This is a genomic window from Streptomyces sp. NBC_00440 (assembly GCF_036014215.1).
Lineage (GTDB): Bacteria > Actinomycetota > Actinomycetes > Streptomycetales > Streptomycetaceae > Streptomyces.
In genome coordinates this window covers 1081520-1097886 of sequence record NZ_CP107921.1, presented here as the reverse complement: position 1 = coordinate 1097886, position 16367 = coordinate 1081520, and the positions used below count along the sequence as shown (strand labels likewise).

General features: G+C 72.1%; 14 protein-coding genes. 9 read left to right on the top strand and 5 right to left on the bottom strand.

Annotation, left to right across the window (positions count from 1 at the left end; genetic code table 11):
• Positions 1-119: 119 nt before the first annotated feature.
• Positions 120-662, top strand: a complete 543-nt coding sequence (locus tag OHB13_RS04870) for a GNAT family N-acetyltransferase (RefSeq protein WP_328375888.1) — start codon at positions 120-122, stop codon at positions 660-662.
• A 214-nt stretch (positions 663-876) separates the two neighbouring features.
• On the opposite strand, the gene OHB13_RS04865 is transcribed toward OHB13_RS04870, so the two are convergent.
• Genes OHB13_RS04865 through OHB13_RS04855 form a run of 3 tightly spaced genes read right to left on the bottom strand, consistent with a single transcriptional unit; the run spans position 877 to position 3256 of the window.
• Positions 877-1734: a biotin-dependent carboxyltransferase family protein gene (locus tag OHB13_RS04865; RefSeq protein ID WP_328380217.1), complete on the bottom strand. Its 858-nt coding sequence runs from the start codon at positions 1732-1734 to the stop codon at positions 877-879.
• Positions 1735-1787: 53 nt separating this feature from the next.
• Positions 1788-2510, bottom strand: a complete 723-nt coding sequence (locus tag OHB13_RS04860; RefSeq protein ID WP_328375886.1) for a 5-oxoprolinase subunit B family protein — start codon at positions 2508-2510, stop codon at positions 1788-1790.
• Positions 2507-3256, bottom strand: coding sequence for a LamB/YcsF family protein (locus OHB13_RS04855; protein ID WP_328380216.1), 750 nt, complete (start codon positions 3254-3256; stop codon positions 2507-2509). The genes OHB13_RS04860 and OHB13_RS04855 overlap by 4 nt, the downstream gene beginning before the upstream one ends.
• Before the next feature lie 180 nt (positions 3257-3436).
• Here OHB13_RS04855 and OHB13_RS04850 point away from each other — a divergent pair, with 180 nt between their 5' ends.
• From OHB13_RS04850 to OHB13_RS04830, 5 genes are all read left to right on the top strand, one after another.
• Positions 3437-4156 carry a GntR family transcriptional regulator gene (locus OHB13_RS04850; protein WP_328375884.1) on the top strand — a complete coding sequence of 240 codons (720 nt, stop codon included), beginning with the start codon at positions 3437-3439 and terminating at the stop codon, positions 4154-4156.
• Between the two features lie 285 nt (positions 4157-4441).
• Positions 4442-5179, top strand: a complete 738-nt coding sequence (locus tag OHB13_RS04845) for a DUF969 domain-containing protein (RefSeq protein WP_266858987.1) — start codon at positions 4442-4444, stop codon at positions 5177-5179.
• The gene (locus OHB13_RS04840) at positions 5176-6144 is read left to right on the top strand and encodes a DUF979 domain-containing protein (protein WP_328375882.1); all 969 of its coding nucleotides are present in this window, start codon (positions 5176-5178) and stop codon (positions 6142-6144) included. Before OHB13_RS04845 ends, OHB13_RS04840 begins: the two co-directional genes overlap by 4 nt.
• Positions 6145-6270: 126 nt before the next feature.
• Entirely contained in the window at positions 6271-7356 is a 1086-nt protein-coding gene (locus OHB13_RS04835) for a DUF2891 domain-containing protein (protein WP_328375880.1), read from the top strand.
• A gap of 60 nt (positions 7357-7416) precedes the next feature.
• A complete protein-coding gene (locus tag OHB13_RS04830) occupies positions 7417-9588 on the top strand; it encodes a primosomal protein N' (protein ID WP_443062925.1) in 2172 nt (723 codons plus the stop codon).
• Between the two features lie 298 nt (positions 9589-9886).
• Here the strand turns inward: OHB13_RS04830 and OHB13_RS04825 are convergent, their stop codons facing one another.
• Positions 9887-10456 carry a hypothetical protein gene (locus OHB13_RS04825; RefSeq protein WP_266858995.1) on the bottom strand — a complete coding sequence of 190 codons (570 nt, stop codon included), beginning with the start codon at positions 10454-10456 and terminating at the stop codon, positions 9887-9889.
• A gap of 226 nt (positions 10457-10682) precedes the next feature.
• On the opposite strand from OHB13_RS04825, the gene fmt reads away from it, so the two are divergent.
• Positions 10683-11615, top strand: coding sequence for a methionyl-tRNA formyltransferase (gene fmt / locus OHB13_RS04820; protein ID WP_328375878.1), 933 nt, complete (start codon positions 10683-10685; stop codon positions 11613-11615).
• A 176-nt stretch (positions 11616-11791) separates the two neighbouring features.
• Positions 11792-13261 carry an RsmB/NOP family class I SAM-dependent RNA methyltransferase gene (locus tag OHB13_RS04815; protein WP_443062924.1) on the top strand — a complete coding sequence of 490 codons (1470 nt, stop codon included), beginning with the start codon at positions 11792-11794 and terminating at the stop codon, positions 13259-13261.
• 69 nt (positions 13262-13330) lie between these two features.
• Here the strand turns inward: OHB13_RS04815 and lysA are convergent, their stop codons facing one another.
• Positions 13331-14611, bottom strand: coding sequence for a diaminopimelate decarboxylase (lysA, locus tag OHB13_RS04810; RefSeq protein WP_328375877.1), 1281 nt, complete (start codon positions 14609-14611; stop codon positions 13331-13333).
• 147 nt (positions 14612-14758) lie between these two features.
• Here lysA and OHB13_RS04805 point away from each other — a divergent pair, with 147 nt between their 5' ends.
• Positions 14759-16363, top strand: coding sequence for a PucR family transcriptional regulator (locus OHB13_RS04805; RefSeq protein ID WP_328375875.1), 1605 nt, complete (start codon positions 14759-14761; stop codon positions 16361-16363).
• The last annotated feature ends 4 nt before the right edge of the window (positions 16364-16367 follow it).

Genomic DNA, 16367 nt, shown 5'->3' with positions numbered 1-16367 from the left:
CCGGACGCGGCGCCATCATCGCACGCGACGAACGACGCGCCTCTCGAACCGAAACGATCGGCCCATGCTGCCCCCGGGCCCACCCAGAACTGTCAGTGCTGGGTGCAAGCATCTCCTGCATGCATAGCGAACCCCTCGACCTGCGACAGGTCACAGCCCCAGGTGACGTCACGCCGGAGCTGAGGCAAGCACTCATCGGATGCTGGATTGAGGTCACCAACGCCGGCGGAGCAGCAGGGTTCCCCTTCCCGCCCATCGACGCGAGCCAGGCCGCCCCTGCGGTCGACTCCCTCGTCAAGGGCCTTGTCCCTGAGACGAGCCGCCTCGTGGTCGCATCGATCAACGGCAACCTCGCCGGGTGGCTGAACGTTCGGCGTGATCCCTTTGAGGTCATCTCCCACTGGGGGACGCTCCACCATGTCCAGACACGGACGGGCCTGCGGGGCCGCGGCATCGGGGCTGCTCTCATGAATCACGTTCGTGACATCGCCCGCGACGAGATGGGGCTGGAACAACTCCACTTGGCTGCCCGCGGCGGCGTTGGACTGGAGGACTTCTACGGCCGCTTGGGCTGGAAGGAGATCGGTTGTTGGCCGGGCGCTCTTCGCCTCGCCCCCGGCGATGATCGCGACGAAATCCTGATGATCCTGGCACCGCTCTGACGCCAAGCATCTGTCTCAACACCATCGCGGCAAAAGATCCCGTGTTCGCCCCGATGAACACGGGATCTTGCATGTCAGGCAGACCTCACGATGTCTCGTGAGACACCGAAATGGTGGGGAACGTTGCCGGTTCTGGAGGGAACCGGAAACGGTCAGCCATGTCGAGAAGGCGATTTCGGCCACCGCAGCGACGCGTGCGGGGTGCGGGTCCGGCTCAGCGGATCAGGGTGAAACGGAGTTCCGTTCCGGGTGTTGCCTGGGCGGCTGCGGACAGGGACGGTTCCGGGACGACGCCGATCACCGGGTAGCCGCCCGTCGTCGGGTGGTCGTTGAGGAAGACCACCGGGCGGCCGTCCGGCGGGACCTGTACCGAGCCCAGGACGACGCCCTCGCTGGGGAGTTCGCCGTGCCGGGACCGTTCCAGGGCGGGGCCCTCGGTGCGCAGGCCGATGCGGTTGCTGTGCGGCGACACCCGGTATCCGGCCGTCGCCAGGGTGCGCAGGGCGGCCGGTGTGAACCAGTCGTGGCGGGGGCCGGGCCGCACCGGCAGTACCAGCGAGGTGGGGATGCCGGGCCACGGGGCGGTGTCCGCGCCCGGGGTCGTTCCGTGGTCCTGCGGTGTGCCGAGCGGGAGGGCGTCGCCGTCGCGCAGGGGGGCCGGGCCGAGGCCCGAGAGCAGGTCGGCCGAGCGGCTGCCCAGTACGGGCTCGGGGCGCAGGCCGCCCCCGAAGGCCAGATAGCTGCGGACCCCGTGCTGCGCCGGATGCGCTTCCAGTACCGCACCGGCGGGCACGAAGACCGGTGCGCCCCAGGGGGCGGGCCGTCCGTCGACCGTCACCCGGCAGGGCGCGCCCCCGACGACCGCGGTCACCGCCCGGGTGGGGCGGACCGCGCAGCCGGTGAGTGTCGTCTCCAAGACGGCGGCGTCCGCCGGGTTGCCGGTCAGGCGGTTGGCCAGTTGCCGGGCCGGGGCGTCCAGGGCGCCCGCGCGGGGGACGCCGAGATGGGCGTACCCGGTGCGGCCGCCGTCCTGCACCGTGGTCAGGGCGCCCGCGCGGACCACCTGGAGCATGGGCGGCAGCACAGCTGTCACTGTCAGCGCTGTCGTCGCTTGTGTCTCTGGCGTCACTGGCACTGGGCTGCTTCCTCCTCCGTACGCGTTCCGGCAGCGCGGTGGCGGTCCGGGGCCTCGGTGAAACGGACCCGGGTGCCGGGGGTCAGCAGTGCGGCGGGGTCGCGGTCCTGGTTCCAGAGGCAGTCCGGGTCGGGTGTCCGGCCGATGAGCTGCCAGCCGCCGGGCGACGCGCGCGGGTACACGCCGGTGTACGGACCGGCCAGCGCCAGCGATCCAACGGGGACCCGGGTGCGCGGGGTGGCGCGGCGGGGGACCCGGAAGCGCTCGGGGAGACCGGTCAGATAGCCGAAACCGGGAGCGAAGCCCGAGAACGCGACCCGGAATTCGATGCCGCTGTGGATCCGGGCCACATCGCCGGGCTCGACGCCCCAGACGGCTGCCACATCGGCGAGGTCGGGGCCGTCGTACACCACGGGGACCTCGACGGCCGGGCCCGCGTCGCGCGGCAGCGGCGGTATCCGCCAGGAGACGAGAGACCGGGCCAGGCGCTCGGGGGCGCCGGGCGGACCGTCGGCGATGCCGTCGAGCAGGACGGTTCGGGCGCCCGGGACGATCTCGCGTACGCCGGGGAGCACGCCGAGGGTGCGACGGCGCAGCAGTTCGGCGTGGAACGCCTCGGCGGCCGCGCCGCTGGGGAGCTCCACGAGCAGGCCATGGCGCCCTGCGGGCAGCACCCGGATGCTGTCGGTGCGGGCTGCTTCGGCCTTCTTCATGCGAACGCCCCGACCCGGACGCCGGCTTCTTCGAGCGCCGCTCTGATCCGGCGGGCGACGTCGGCCGCACCGGGGGTGTCGCCGTGCACGCACAGGGAGCGGGCTCCGGCCGGCACCTGGCTGCCGTCGACGGCGGTGACCGTACCGTCGACAGCCATCCCGACGGACCGGCGAACGACCGTTCCGGCGTCCTCGATCACCGCGCCGGGTTCGCGGCGTGGCACGAGTGTGCCCTGCGGGGTGTACGCACGGTCGGCGAACGCCTCCTCGACCACGGGCAGGCCCGCGGCCCGGGCGGACGCGAGCAGCCGTGAACCCGGCAGGCCCAGGACGGCGAGGCCGCCGCCCGCGAGGCGGATGCCTTCGACGACCGCCTCGGCCTGCTCCTCGTCCCGGACGGTGCGGTTGTAGAGGGCGCCGTGCGGTTTGACGTACGAGACACCCGGCCCGGCGGCCTCCGCGAAGACCCGCAGCGCGCCGATCTGGTAGGCCACCTCGGCGGCCAGTTCGCCGGCCGGCACATCCATGGAGCGGCGGCCGAAACCGGCGAGATCCCGGTACGAGACATGGGCGCCGATACGTACCCCGCGCGCGGCGGCCGTATCGCACACCCGGCGCATCACGGAGGCGTCGCCCGCGTGGAATCCGCAGGCGACGTTGGCGCTCGTCACACAGGAGAGCAGGGCCTCGTCATCGGTGAGCTGCCACCGGCCGAAGCCCTCGCCGAGGTCCGCGTTGAGATCCATCACGTGCGTACGCTAACGAATTGTTGAACAATCTGACAAGGGTGAGGAGGGAAGCCGGCCGTACGCCGGTACGGGGCCGGTCGGGGTCGGCTTGGGTGCGGGCGCGCGACTGCGGTTGACTTGGCGGCGTTGCCCGGCGCGGGGCGGAGCGGCGAACGACTGATGGACAGGGGTCGAGACATGGCGGAGACAGCGGGCCGGACTTCTCCGGACCTCTCGGAGCTGACCGCAGGCAGTGCCGCTCCGGCCGGAACGGGCGCGGGCACCGCGGAGCGGGTGGCCGCGATCCTGCGGGAGCGGATCACCGAGGGGTACTTCCAGCCCGGCAGCCGTCTGTCCGAGGAGAGCCTCAGTGCCGCGCTCGCGGTGTCCCGCAACACGCTGCGGGAGGCGTTCAGGCTGCTCACCCATGAGCGGCTGCTGGAGCACCGGCTGAACCGAGGTGTCTTCGTCCGTGTCCTGGCGGTCGAGGACCTCGTCGACATCTACCAGGTCAGGCTGCTGGTCGAGTGCTCCGCGCTGCGGGCCCTGGGGGAGCCGCCGTACCGGCTGGACGACGTGGAGGCCGCGGTGGCCACCGGGGAGCGGGCCGCGGCCGTGGACGAGTGGGCGGCCTGCTCCACCGCCAACATCCGCTTCCACCAGGCGCTCGCGGCGCTCGCCGGGAGCCCCCGGGTGAACGAGCTGATGCGCAATGTGCTGGCCGAGCTGCGCCTCGCTTTCCATGTGATGGCGGATCCGCGGCGTTTCCACGAGCCCTATCTCACCCGGAACAGGCAGCTCGTCGACCGGCTGGCCGCGGGCGACGCGGTGGGCGCCGAACGGATGCTGGGCTTCTATCTGGAGGACTCCCGCCGCCAGCTCGCCGAGGCCTATGCGATGCGCCTCGCCGCCGAGTGAGCGGACCGGGTGAGTGGCGGGCCGGCCCGGGTGATGTGCCCTGCGGGTGAGCCGGGGTGTGGATGCGTGTGGTGCGGAGGTGTGTGGTGATGCGCGTGGTGGGTGCGGATGTGCGGGCAGGTCTGTGCTCGTCCTTCCGCTCGCTCCGTGCTGTTCCCCCTTCCGTCCGCTCCGTACTGGGTGACGAACACCTCTTGTGTGTTTGTTCAACAATCGCCTAGGGTCTCGCGCAGCATCCCCGTCTGATCAGGGCCGACAGGTCCATGCGCGGAAGAAGGCCGACGCGTGATCGTTCTCCTCGGCGTGCTTGTGGTGATCCTCGGATTCGCCACGCGCCGCAACCCCCTCCTCGTGGTGGGCGCCGCCGGCATCGTGACCGGACTGCTCGGCAAGATGTCGCCGCAGGAAGTGCTGGCCGCGTTCGGCACCAGTTTCGCCTCGTCCCGTTCCGTCACCGTCTTCGTCATCACCCTCCCGGTCATCGGGCTCCTGGAGCGCTACGGCCTTCAGGAACAGGCCCGCAACCTCATCGGACGACTCGGCTCGCTGACCACCGGCCGGTTCCTCGCCCTCTATCTGCTCATCCGCCAGCTGACCGCCTCCGTCGGACTGACCAGCATCGGCGGTCCCGCGCAGAGCGTGCGCCCGCTGATCGCCCCGATGGCCGAGGCCGCCGCAGAGACCAGGGCGGGCGGTCCGCTGCCGAAGCGGCTCCGCGAGAAGATCCGCTCGCACGCCTCGGGCGCCGACACCATCGGCATGTTCTTCGGCGAGGACTGCTTCATAGCCATCGGCTCGATCCTGCTGATCACCGGCTTCGTCAACTCGACGTACAACCAGCACCTCGAACCGCTCAGCCTCGCCCTCTGGGCCATCCCCTCCGCGGTCTGCGCCTTCCTCATCCACGGCGCGCGGCTGCTGCATCTGGACCGGGTGCTGGAGCGTGAACTGGCCGTCGTCGCCGCCGAGAACGAACTCGCCGCCCACACCGCAACCGCACGCCGTCCCGAGGACCTCACGTGATCAAGTCCGAGTACTTCTTCTGGCTGGTCGGCGCGGTCTTCCTGGTGATGGCGGCGCAGATGACCGGCGACCGCACCAACCCCAGGCGCTTCGGTTCGGCGTCCTTCTGGGGCCTTCTGGGCGCCTCCTTCTTCTACTCGACCGGTGTGGTCGACAAATCGCTTCCTGCCGAGCCGCTCGGTGCCGCCGTCCTGGTGCTGATCGTCCTCGGCGGCTTCGGCCTCACCGGCAAGGGCACACCGCACACACCGCCCCGCGAGGAGCGGGCCGCTTCGGCCGCGCGGCTCGGCAACAAGCTGTTCCTCCCGGCCCTCACCATCCCGGTCGTCGCGATGCTCTGCGCGACGCTGCTGAAGAAGGTGAAGATCGGCGGCGAACCTGTCCTGGAGCCGGGGTACGAGACGATCCTGGGCCTCGGTATCGGGGCAATCGCCGCGCTGGTGGTCGGCATGATCGTCCTGCGCGAGCGCCGCATCACGGTCCCCCTGCACGCCGGGCGCAACATGCTCGAATCCATGGGGTGGGCCCTGGTGCTGCCCCAACTGCTCGCGGTGCTCGGGACCATCTTCCAGACGGCGGGCGTCGGCGACCAGGTCGGACGGATCACCGAGGCGATCCTTCCGGACGGCCAGCGTTTCATCGCGGTGCTCGTCTACTGCTGCGGCATGGTCCTGTTCACGATCGTCATGGGCAATGCCTTCGCAGCCTTCCCCGTCATGACAGCGGCGGTCGGCTGGCCCGTCCTGATCCAGCAGATGCACGGCAGTATCCCGGCGATCCTCGCCATCGGGATGCTGTGCGGCTTCTGCGGCACCCTCGTCACGCCGATGGCCGCCAACTTCAACCTGGTCCCGGCCGCGCTGCTGGAACTGGACGACCAGTACGGGCCCATCAAGGCCCAACTGCCCACGGCGGCGGCGCTCCTTGTCTGCAACATCGCCGTCCTCGCGCTGTTCGCCTTCTGACCGCCACGCCCGCCTTCTGACCGCACCGCCCTCCGAAACGAGCCCCGCCTTCCGAATCGCCCCGCCTCCTCCTCAGCTCCGTTCAGCTCAGTTCGTTCAGTACCGCCCCGCTCAAGGAGTACCGCCATGCCCCCCACCTCCCCGGTCCCGGCCTCCGTGCTGCCCCGTGAGTACGCGCGTCCGTTCGCGGAGCTGGCGCTCCACAACGTGGTGCGCGAGTACCCGAACGCCCCGGCCCACCTGTACGCAGGCCCTGAGGAGATCGTCGCGCCGCGCGAGCTGCACCCCGCGTTCTACGGGTCGTACGACTGGCACTCCACCGTGCACATGCACTGGCTGCTCGTCCGGCTGCTGCGCCGCTTCGGCCCGGCCGCGCACGGCGGGGACCGGAGCGGCGCGGACGCGCTGCCCGCGACCACGGCGAGCCGGATCACCGAGGTGCTGGACGTCCATCTGACCCCCGCCAACATCGCGGTCGAGGCCGCCTATCTGCGCCGCCGCCCGTCGTTCGAACGCCCCTACGGCTGGGCCTGGCTGGTGGCGCTCGCCGCCGAATGCCGGGCGCTTGGCGGCGCGGCGGGCGACCGGTGGGCCGACGCGCTCGCCCCCGCCGTGGACGCCGTCGGGGATCTGCTCCAGTCCTGGCTGGCCAAGGCTACGTATCCGGTCCGGCACGGAGTGCACAACAACAGCGCCTTCGGGCTCGGGCTCGTCCTGGACGCGGGCGAGCGGGCCGGGCTCGCCCGTCCGGTGCTGGACGCGGCGGCCGGCCGGCTGACCGACTGGTTCGCCGGGGACCACGACGCGCCGCTCCACTGGGAACCCTCCGGCCAGGACTTCCTGTCGCCCGCGCTGACCGAGGCGCACGCGATGCTGCGGGTCCTGCCGGCCGCGGATTTCCCCGGCTGGCTCGCCGGTTTCGTACCGGCGCTGACCAGCGGTGACCCGTGCTCCCTGCTCACCCCGCCGGTGATCTCGGACTACGCCGACCCGCAGATCGGGCATCTGCTCGGCCTCACCATGAGCCGGGCGGCGGGGCTGCGCGCCATCGCGGCCGCGCTGCCCGCGGGACCGGCGCGCGAGGCCGTGGAGGAGTCGGTCGCGGCCCATCTGGCGGTGGGGCTCCCGGCTGTCTCGTCGGGCGAATTCAACTCCGACCACTGGCTGGCGACGTATGCCGCGCTGGCCCTGGACACACCGCCCGGACACTGACCCTGATCACCGGCGCGGCACTCCGGCGCCGGCTCCGCAGCCGTCCGTCCGGCAGACCCGATGTCAGTGGGGTCTGGTAGGAATTTGGCTGTGAGCAGCGACGACGAGCAGCCCGGGACCCCTGCCGACGGGGGCCCCGAGCAGCTTGCCCTCATCAGGGAGACCGTACGGCGCACGAAGGTGCCCCGGGCCAAGCCGCGCACCTGGCGCGGGGCCGCTCTCGCCAAGGAGCTGCCCGTGGCGAGGGTCGTGGTGAACAAGGGCGTGCTCCACCTCGACCAGTTCTTCGACTATGCCGTACCGGAAGAGCTCGACGAGGCGGCCCAGCCGGGTGTGCGGGTGCGCGTCCGCTTCGGCGCCGGCAGCCGCAATGTGCGTGCCGGCCGCCGGGAGGGCGGTGGGCTGATCGACGGGTTCGTGGTCGAGCGCCGGGCCGATACGGACTACTCGGGAGCGCTCGCCGCGCTGGCCGGGGTGGTGTCGCCCGAGCCCGTCCTCAGCCCTGAACTGCTCGGGCTCGCGCGGGCGGTCGCCGACCGGTATGCGGGCAGCCTCGCCGACGTACTGCAACTGGCCGTGCCACCGCGGAACGCGCGGGCCGAGGGGAAGCCGTCCCCCGAGCCGCTGGAACCACCGCCCGCACCGGAGCCCGGCACCTGGGCCCGGTACGGACAGGGGCCGGGCTTTCTGCGGGCGCTGGCGTCGGGCGGGGCGCCGCGGGCCGTGTGGACCGCGCTGCCGGGACCGCACTGGCCGCAGGAGCTGGCGCTCGCCGTCGCCGCCGCGCTGTCCTCGGGGCGGGGCGCGCTCGTCGTGGTGCCCGACGGACGTTCGGCGGCCCGGGTGGACGGCGCGCTCACGGAGGTCCTCGGCCCCGGGCACCACGCGCTGCTCACCGCCGACGCAGGACCCGAGAAGCGGTACCGGCAGTGGCTCGCGGTGCGGCGTGGCGCCGTGCGGGCCGTGGTCGGCACCCGGGCCGCGATGTTCGCACCCGTCCAGGATCTCGGTCTGGCGGTCATCTGGGAGGACGGGGACGCCAGCCACAGCGAACCGCACGCGCCGCTGCCGCACGCCCGCGAGGTCCTGCTGCTCCGCGCCGCGCACGACAAGTGCGCCTTCCTGCTGGGCAGTACGAGCTGCACGGTGGAGGCCGCCCAGCTCGTCGAGACCGGCTGGGCCGCCCCGCTCGTCGCGGACCGGGAACAGGTGCGGGCCGCCGCTCCCCTCGTACGGACCGTGGGTGACCTCGATCTGGCGCGGGACGAGGGGGCCAGGGCGGCCAGGTTGCCCAGCCTCGCCTGGCAGGCCGTGCGGGAGGGCCTCAAGAGCGGCCCGGTCCTGGTGCAGGTGCCGCGCAGAGGCTATGTGCCGAGACTCTCCTGCGAGCGCTGTCGTACGCCCGCGCGCTGCGCGCACTGCTCGGGCCCTCTGGAAGCACCGGACGAGCGGGCGCTGACCTGCGGCTGGTGCGGGCGCGACGCGGCCGGCTGGCACTGCCTGGAGTGCGGCCACACGAGACTGCGGGCGCAGGTCGTCGGCGCGCGGCGGACCGCCGAGGAGCTGGGCCGGGCGTTTCCGGCCGTGCCCGTACGGACGTCGGGACGCGACCAGGTCCTGGACACCGTGGACGGGCGGCCCGCCCTGGTGGTGAGCACACCGGGCGCCGAACCGGTCGCCGAAGGCGGATACGCGGCGGCGCTGCTCCTTGACGGCTGGGCGATGCTCGGCCGGCCCGACCTGCGCGCGGGCGAGGAGGCGCTGCGCCGCTGGATCGACGCGGCCGCGCTGGTACGGGGGCAGAGCGAGGGCGGCACGGTGGTGGTCGTCGCCGAGCCGACACTGCGCCCCGTACAGGCACTGGTCCGCTGGGACCCGGCCGGGCACGCGGTGCGCGAGCTGGCCGACCGGGCCGAGCTGGGCTTCCCGCCCGTCTCGCGGATGGCAGCGGTGTCGGGGAGGGCGCAGACGCTGGAGGAGTTCCTGGAAGCGGTCAGGCTGCCGCAGGACGCCGAGGTACTGGGACCCGTGCCGATCGTCGCCGCCGACCCCAACAGGCCCCGCAGACCCGGCGATCCGCCACCGGGCGAGAGCTGGGAGCGGGCGCTGGTCCGGGTGCCGCCGGGGAGCGGAGCGGCGCTCGCATCGGCGCTGCGGACGGCACAGGCGGCACGTCTGACGCGGGGCAGCGACCCGGTACGGATCAGGGTCGACCCGCCGGACATCGGCTGACGCCGAACGGCCCTTCGGTGCTTGCCGGTTGGGGTGCCTGAGCCACGGGCGGCATCTGCGTTTCCTGCGGCACCTGCGTTTCCTGCTTCACCTGAGTCTCCTGCGACACCTGAGTTCCTGCGAGACCTGAGTTCCTGCGAGACCTGAGTCCGGGAACTCCGTCGGCACCGGAGTCCGGGAACTCCGTTGAGTCCGGGAACTCCGTGCTCCCGGCACGCGACTGCCCCCGGCGCGGTCCGGCGCGAGGGGCAGTTGATGCGGGTGGGCAGCGGCGAAGTGCCGGTGCCGAGTGGCCGGGTCAGCCGTTGCGCGGCCCCGGGAAGGCACTCGGGCGTGCCTCTTCGCGCAGCGAGTGGCCGCCCGCCGTCGGCTGGGGCGGCATCGAGCGCGCGGCGGGCACCGACGGCAGGGCGGGTGACACCGGCAGGGCGTGCGGCGGGGCGGCCGGCTGACTGTCCTCGTCGGTGGCGGTGTTCTCCGGCTCGGCGTTCGCCGCAGCCGCGACCGCGGCGGCCGCCGAAGCCCGCCGGGTGCCGTATCTGCGGTGCACCGCCTGCTTGGTGACGCCGAGCGCCGAGCCCACCGCGTCCCACGAGAAGCCCAGCGATCGGTCGAAGTCCACCGCGGCTGTCACCAGGGTCTCGACGCTGTCCCGGAGTTCCTGGGCCAGGCGGACGGTCGGGGCGGGAGCCCTGCCGTAGACGACGAAGCCCGTGGAAGGGCCTGAGCGGCGCGGGCGGTAGACATTGCCCAGTTGAGCGGTGAGGGTGCGCAGTGCGTCCACCTGTCGGCGGACCCGCTCGATGTCTCTGACCAACAGGTGCAGGCTGGCCCGCGCTTGGGCGTCGTGGGTTGCGTGGTCGGCCATGAACAAGCCTCTCGAACCGGCGTTGAAAAGGATCGGGCCGCGCATACGGCCCACTTTCATTTCGGTCAATCTCTCTTGACCAACGCTCCACCTGCTGTTCTGGTCACGCTGCGGGGGCGTATGGGCATATGCGAGGGGCGCGCGGCGGTGCGTACGCCCCCTCTGAACGGGCCCGTAGACTGGTGCGCTGCTCGTAGTCGTGCGCAGTCGGTCCGAGAGGCATCCAGTGAAACTCGTCTTCGCAGGCACCCCCGAGGTCGCCGTCCCCGCCCTGGACGCCCTGATCGCATCCGGCCGGCACGAAGTGGCCGCTGTGGTGACCCGCCCCGACGCCCCCGCCGGGCGCGGCCGCAGGCTGGTGGCGAGCCCGGTCGCGCAGCGCGCCGAGGAGGCCGGCATCGAGGTGCTGAAGCCGGCCAGGCCGCGGGACGAGGACTTCCTGGCACGGCTGCGGGAGATCGGCCCCGACTGCTGCCCGGTCGTGGCGTACGGGGCGCTGCTGCCCAAGACCGCCCTCGACGTGCCGGCGCGCGGCTGGGTCAATCTGCATTTCTCGCTGCTGCCGGCCTGGCGCGGTGCGGCGCCCGTGCAGCACTCGATCATCGCGGGCGACGAGGTGACCGGTGCGTCGACCTTCCTGATCGAGGAGGGGCTCGACTCGGGTCCGGTCTACGGGGTGCTCACCGAGGAGGTGCGCCCCAGCGACACCAGCGGCGATCTGCTCACCCGGCTGGCCTTCGCGGGATCGGGCCTGCTGGTGGCGACCATGGACGGGATCGAGGACGGCACCCTGCACGCGGTGCCCCAGCCTGCCGAAGGGGTCTCGCTCGCCCCGAAGATCACCGTCGAGAACGCCAGGGTGGACTGGTCCGCCCCCGCGATGCGGGTGGACCGTCTGGTGCGCGGCTGCACGCCCGCGCCCGGTGCCTGGACCGTCTTCCGGGAGGAGCGGCTCAAACTGGTCTCTCTCGCGCCGGTCACCGACCGCACGGACCTGGCCCCCGGCGAACTGGCCGTCGCCAAGAACAGCGTCCACGCGGGCACCGGCTCGCACGCCGTGGAGCTGCTCTGGGTCCAGCCTCAGGGCAAGAAGCCGATGCGCGCGGCCGACTGGGCGCGCGGTGTACGGATCGTCGCCGGGGAACTGCTCGGCGAGTAGGCGCGCGGCGCAGCACTCCGCCGTACTCACCGGAGCGGCAGGAGTGGCAGGAGCGGCCGAGCGCGCGGCCGGAGCGTCACGCGCGGCGGGCAGGGGGCGCCCGGGTGAACGGCCCGCCGTGCCAGACGTACGCTGAGAGGGTTCGTCCCCCTCACCCTCAGCGGAGCACCTTTCACGTGACCGACCAGCCTCGTCGCCGTCCCACGCAGCAGCCGGGACAGCAGCGGCCGAAACAGCAGTCGAAGCCCTACCGCCGCCCGCAGAAGGACCCGGTGCGGCTCCTCGCCTTCGAAGTGCTGCGGGCGGTCGACGACCGGGACGCGTACGCCAACCTCGTGCTGCCGCCCCTGCTGAAGAAGGCCCGCGAGAAGCCGGACTTCGACGGGCGGGACGCGGCGCTCGCCACCGAGCTGGTGTACGGGACGCTGCGCCGGCAGGGCACGTACGACGCGGTCATCTCGGCCTGTATCGACCGCCCGCTGCGGCAGGTCGACCCGCCGGTGCTCGATGTGCTGGCACTCGGTGCGCACCAGCTGCTCGGTACCCGTATCCCCACCCACGCCGCGGTCTCGGCGAGCGTGGAACTGGCCAGGGTCGTGCTCGGCGACGGTCGGGCCAAGTTCGTCAACGCCGTGCTGCGCAAGGTGGCGGCGGACGACCTCGACGGCTGGCTGGAGCGGGTCGCCCCGGCCTACGACGAGGACGCCGAGGCCCATCTCGCCGTGGTGCACTCCCACCCCCGCTGGATCGTCTCCGCGCTGTGGGACTCGCTGGGCGGCGGCCGCGCCGGGATCGAGGACCTTCTCGAAGCGGACAACGAACGCCCCGAGGTGACCCTGGTCGCCCGGCCGGGCCGCTCCACCACCGACGAGCTGATGGAGACCGTCGGCGAGGACTCGGCGCTGCCCGGCCGCTGGTCGCCGTACGCCGTCCGGCTCGCGGAGGGCGGCGAGCCCGGTGCGATCGAAGCGGTGCGCGACGGGCGGGCGGGCGTCCAGGACGAGGGCAGCCAGCTGGTGGCCGCCGCCCTGGCGAACGCGCCGCTGGAGGGCCGCGACGAGCGCTGGCTCGACGGCTGCGCGGGTCCCGGGGGCAAGGCCGCCCTGCTGGCCGCGCTCGCCGCGCAGCGCGGCGCCCTGCTGCTCGCATCCGAGAAGCAGCCGCACCGGGCCCGCCTCGTCGAGCGGACGCTCGCGGGCAACCCGGGCCCGTACCAGGTGATCGCCGCCGACGGCACCAGGCCGGCCTGGCTGCCCGGCTCCTTCGACCGGGTGCTGATGGACGTGCCCTGCACCGGGCTCGGCGCGCTGCGCCGCAGGCCCGAGGCCCGGTGGCGGCGGCGCCCCGAGGACCTGGAGGGGTTCGCCCCGCTGCAGCGGGGGCTGCTCCGCGAGGCGCTGAGCGCGGTACGGGTCGGCGGTGTCGTCGGATACGCGACCTGCTCACCGCACCTCGCCGAGACGCGGATCGTGGTCGAGGACGTCCTGAAGGGCCGCGGCGGTCAGCCCGTCGAGGCCGAGTGGATCGACGTCAGGCCGCTGATGCCGGGGGTCGCGGCGGTGGGCGAAGGCCCCGACGTACAGCTGTGGCCGCACCTGCACGGCACCGACGCCATGTACCTCGCACTGCTGCGGCGCACTGCCTGAACCCGACGGGCAGTTGCTGCCGTGAGCTCATCGCTCCGTGTCCATGTGGGACATGGTGCAAGGGCGCAGTTACGGCAGGTCGCGGCGCATCAGGTCGGCGTAGGTCTCGCGACGCACGACGGCGCGGTGCTCGCCGTCGCGGACGAAGACCACCGGGGGGCGGCGCGCGCCGTTGTAGTTGTTGCTCAGCGCGTAGGTGTAGGCGCCGGTGACCGGTACGGCGATCAGGTCGCCGACGCTCGGGTCGTCGAGCGGGACGCCGGCGCTGAGGGTGTCGCCCGACTCACAGTGGCGACCCACCAGTCGGCACATCTCGCCCGCGCCGGTCGGGCGGGTGGCGACGGCGGCCTCGAAACGCTGCTGGTAGAGGGATACCTCAAGGTTGTCGCCCATACCGCCATCGACGGCGACGAAGGTGTGGCCGGCGCCGCGCTTGACGGAGACGACGCGGTAGAGCGAGACGCCGGACTCGGACACCAGCGAACGGCCCGGCTCGATCAGGAGGCGGGCGTCGGCCGGCAGCAGCCGCTTCGCGACGTCGGTCATGGCGTCGAGGTACGCCTCCACCGTGGGTGGCCGGTCGGTGTAGGTGTACCGGGAACCAAGGCCGCCGCCCAGGTCGTAGACGGCGAACTCGCCAAGTTCGGCGACTGCCTCGACGGCCTGCGCGAAGGGTTCGAGGTCCAGGATCTGGGAGCCGATGTGGACGTGGACGCCGTCCAGCCGCAACCGGTCGCCGGCGCGCAGCCGCGCGATCGCCTCCCGGGCCTGCGGGAGGAGCAGGCCGAACTTGGAGCCGTTCTGGCCGGTGGAGATGGCCTCATGCGTGTCGGGGTGGATGTCGGGAGTGACCCGGACCAGCACGCCCTGCTCGCCGCCGGTGTCGGAGAGGATCTTCTCCAGCTTGTCGATGTCGTCGAAGTTGTCGATGACGATCTCTCCAGCGCCCGCCTCGACGGCGAGGCGCAACTCCTCCTCGGTCTTGGCGTTGCCGTGCACGACCAGACCGGTCGGGTCGGCGCCCGCGGCGAGGGCGAGGGTCAGCTCGCCGCCGCCGACGACGTCGATGCCGAGGCCCTCCTCGGTGAGCAGCCGGTAGACGGCCGTGCAGGGGAAGGCCTTCGAGGCGAAAGTGGCCCGGGAGTTCGGCCAGCGGGCGGCCAGACCCTCGGCATACTGGCGGGCACGGGCGCGGATTGCGGCCTCGTCGACGATCAGCGCGGGGGTGCCGTAGATCTCGGCGAGTTCTGCCACCGGGACACCGCCGAGTACCAGCGCGCCAGTCCCGTCCTGGGTCGTCCCCGGGGGGAACAGCCCCACCAGCTCCCGGCCTGCCTGCGTCGCCGCCATCCGCGCTCCTCGTGACATTGGTTGGTCCCGCTCTCCGAAGTGACTCCCCTTATATTTGGGCTTTCGTTGGGTCGAAGCATCGTTGACATCATCAATATGGGGCGCTCAGACTTGGTGTCTGCAACAATCGCTGAGCCGGAGACGCACATGCAGGAGTCTGGCGCGCGGCGGCACCTGCCCGCCCGCCAACTGGTGGACAACATCGGCCCGGCGCTGCTGCGCTTGATCCAGGAGGGGACCGGCTGCGACGGGCCGCTGACCGAGATCGCCATCTACGCCCCGGGTGCACCGACGCAGCTTGGGCCGGGGTGTGTGGTGCTGGGCGTCGGCGTGACCACTGAAGCCGAGCTGCGCGAACTGACCGCGGCGATGGAACGTGGCGCCGCGCGAGTGGTGGCGGTGAAGGCCCCGGTGCCACCGTCGGCGGACGAAGAGCTGACGATCATCGAGGTCAACCAGAACGCGTCCTGGATGCACGTCGCGACGACCGTTCGTGAGCAGTTGCTCGAATACGCGAGGATGCGCGTGCGCTCCGTCAGCAGCGGCTCGGAGCTGTTTTCCCTGGCGAACGCGATCTACGAGGCTCTCGGCGCCCCGGTCACCATCGAAGACCGCTTTTCCGCGCTGGTCGCCTGGTCGGAGGGCCAGGACAAGACCGATGCCGAGCGGATCGAGACCATTCTGGGGCGGGCGGTGCAGCCGAGGACGCTCGCCGAACAACGCGAGCGCCATGAATTCGAGCGCCTCCATGCCAGCAGCGAGCCGGTGTACATGGAAGCGACCGAACCGGACCAGCTGCCGAGGGTAGCCATCGTTGTCCGGGCCGGCTCGGATGTCCTCGGCTACATCTGGGCCGCGGTTGCCGGGCCGCTCGACGAGGCGGGCACCGCTCGGCTGCGCGAATTCGCGTCGATGGTCGCGTTGCAGATGGTCGGCTTGCGAACCGAGACCAGCTATGCCCGTCAGCAGCGCGGCGAGCTGGCTGCCGCGGTACTCGGAGGGTCGGCCGATCGAGTGGAGGCGAGCCGGCTGCAATTGGGCTCTGGACCGGTCTGTGTACTGGCTGCGGCCCCCAGGTTGATCGGGACCACGGACGCCGACGCGGCGACCGCTGACGAGCTACGCCGGTTCGCTGACACGTTGGAGTACTTTCTGGCGGCCGTGCACTCCCGGTCTGCCTCGGTGGTGGGCACAGGCGCGGTGTACGTACTCGTTGCCTGGCCTCCGGAACACACCGCGGCACTTGAGTCGACCATCAACCTGGCACGTGATTTCCTCGGGCGGACACCGCTGGCCAGTGACTATGTGGTCGCCATCGGCGGCCCGGCCGACTCGCTGGGCCGGATCGCCGCCGTGCGGGCGCAGACAGACGCCGCACTGCGGGCGCTACGGCACCCGACCTTCCAGGGGCCGGCTGTGCGCACCGTGGAGGACATGGCGCTGCCGGTGTTGTTGCTCCATCTCGCCGACGTTACTGAGTCGCTCGGCCTCCCGGATACCAGCGGAGCTCTGCACCGGCTGTGTCAGGAGGATGGCCAGGACGGTCTGCTGACGGTGACCCTGGCCGCCTATCTCGCCGCCGCGGGGGCCACGGACATCGCGGCGGCCAAGCTGCACATCCACCCCAACACGATGCGCTACCGGCTGCGCCGGATCCGCGAGGTCTCCGGGCTGGATTTCACTGATGCCGACGCCGTGCTGCTCGCGCACCTCCAGCTTCGGGTGCGCGAGCTGCGGATGAGGATTGCCTGATTGC